At 69.5% G+C, this 2396-nt stretch carries 1 protein-coding gene; it reads right to left on the bottom strand.

Annotated elements, in window-relative coordinates:
* Window positions 1-2201 (bottom strand): type I polyketide synthase (locus BLA60_RS46395; protein WP_281257530.1); only part of this gene is annotated, 2201 nt, incomplete at its 3' end.
* Between the last annotated feature and the right edge of the window lie 195 nt (window positions 2202-2396).

The following is a 2396-nucleotide window of genomic DNA, read 5'->3' as shown; positions in this document are numbered from 1 at the left end:
ACGTCCGCCGCCGACAGACCGGCCGACGCGAGCGCCGCACGGATCACCCGCTGCTGCGACGGCCCGTTCGGCGCCGTCAACCCGTTCGACGCACCATCCGAATTCACCGCCGAACCCTTCACGACCGCCAACACCGGGTAGCCCAGGCGCTCCGCGTCCGACTGCCTGGCCAGGACCAGCATGCCCACACCTTCGGACCAGCCGACACCGTCGGCGGAGTCACCGAACGCCTTGCAACGCCCATCGGACGCGAGACCGCCCTGTGCGGCGAAGTCGACGAACGCCCCGGGGGTGGACATGACCGTCACGCCGCCGGCGAGCGCGAGCGTGCACTCCCCCGACCGCAGCGCCTGGGCCGCCAGGTGCATCGCCACCAACGACGACGAACACGCCGTGTCCACGGTCATCGCCGGACCCTCGAAACCGAACGTGTACGACACGCGACCGGACACGATGCTCGGCGACGTTCCGTTGCCCCGGAAACCCGTGAACTCCACGCCCTGCAACAGGGCCGCGTAGTCGTTGTACATGACACCGGCGAACACACCGGTCCTGCTGCCACGCAACGAGACCGGGTCGACGCCCGCCCGTTCCAACGCCTCCCACGACACCTCAAGCAGCAACCGCTGCTGGGCGTCGGTGGCCAGCGCCTCACGCGGGCTCATCCCGAAGAACCCGGGATCGAACAGGCCGACGTCGGCCAGGAATCCACCAGCGAGGTCCGGTGCGTCGGGGCCCCAACCACGGTTGGTGGGCAACGGGGTGATCGCGTCCGTGCCGTCGAGCACCAGACGCCACAGGTCCTCGGGAGTGGCCACGCCGCCCGGGAACCGGCAGGCCATACCGACCACCACGACCGGATCGCCGTCCACGACGGCCGTGGCGGTCGGCGTGATGTCCTTGGCGCTGCCGATCAGCTCGGCAAACAGGTGGTCGACCAGCGCGGGGGCCGTCGGGAAGTCGAACACCAGGGTCGCCGGCAGACGCAACCCGGTGACGACACCGAGCCGGTTACGGAACTCGACCGCGGTCAACGAGTCGAACCCGAGGTCCCGGAACGTGGACGTTCGATCCACCGAACCCGTGGTGGCATGCCCCAGCACGGTCGCCACCTGGTCGATCACCAGCTCGAACAGGAACTCGGCACGGCTCGCGTGGTCCAGCGTCGACAGTGTGGTGGCCAGGCCCGCTGTGACCGTCGACGACGCGGCGGCGAGTCGTCGCGAGGTGGTGCGCACGAGGCCGCGGAGCAGTGGCGGTACGTGCCCGTGTTCGCGGGTGGCGGCGAGGTCGAGCCGGGTGGGAACAAGTGTGGCCGCGCCGGTGGCGACGTCGAACAGCCGTAGCCCGAGAGACGGGGACAGGGGCGGCGTACCGGACCGCGTGAGACGTTCGGCCATGCCTTCGGTGTCCCACGGTCCCCAGGCCAGCGACACCGCCGGCAGGCCGAGGGCATTGCGGTGTTCGGCCAGTGCGTCGAGGAACGCGTTGGCCGCCGCGTAGTTCGCCTGACCAGCGTTACCGAACGTACCGGCAGCCGAGGAGAACAGGACGAAGTTCGTCGCCTCAGGCGTCAACTCGTGCAGATACCACGCGGCGTCGACCTTCGGCGCCAACACCGTGTCAAGCCGCTCGGGCGTGAGTGCTTCGACGACACCGTCGTCCAGCACACCCGCCGCGTGGATCACCCCAGTTACGGTCTCGCCGTCGAGCACGGCCGCGAGCGCGGCCCGGTCCGACACGTCACACGCCACCGACCGCACACGGCCAAGGTCGGACAGTTCCGAGGGGAGGACACCGCGCCGGGACAACAACAACACATCGGTGACGCCGTGTTCCTCGACAAGGTGACGGGTCACCAGCGCACCAAGACCACCGGTACCGCCAGTGACCACGACCGTCCCCGGATCCCACGACGCCGTGTCCCCGGTGGCACGGGCCAGACGAGCGGCGGTGGCCTCGCTACCGACGACGAGTTGCGGCTCGTCGGTGGTGAACGCGCGGGCCGCCAAGTCCGGAGTCCAGCCGTCGCTCAGGTCGACCAGGCCGAACCGTCCAGGGTGCTCGGACTGCGCCGCCCGGACCAAACCCCACACCGCCGCGGCCGACACGTCGACACCGGCCACCGCGCCAGCGGTCACGAACACCAGGCGTGCGTTGACGAACCGTTCGTCGGCGAGCCAGTCCTGGACAAGGCTCAACGCACGAGCCGTGAGTCGATGGGCCGACTCGACCACATCGGCGTCACCTGCCACACAGACAGCCACAACAGGCTCATCAGCCACCGCGGCGAGCTGGGAATAGGTGGTGCCACCGACACCCAGGGTGTCGTCACCGATCACCGCGTACGGGACTGGTTCGGTGGCGAGTTCAACGGGAGTCCAGTCGAGGCGGAA

This window comes from Actinophytocola xinjiangensis, from assembly GCF_001921215.1.
Taxonomy (GTDB): Bacteria; Actinomycetota; Actinomycetes; order Mycobacteriales; family Pseudonocardiaceae; genus Actinophytocola; species Actinophytocola xinjiangensis.
This window is presented reverse-complemented; position numbering and strand designations above follow the sequence as displayed.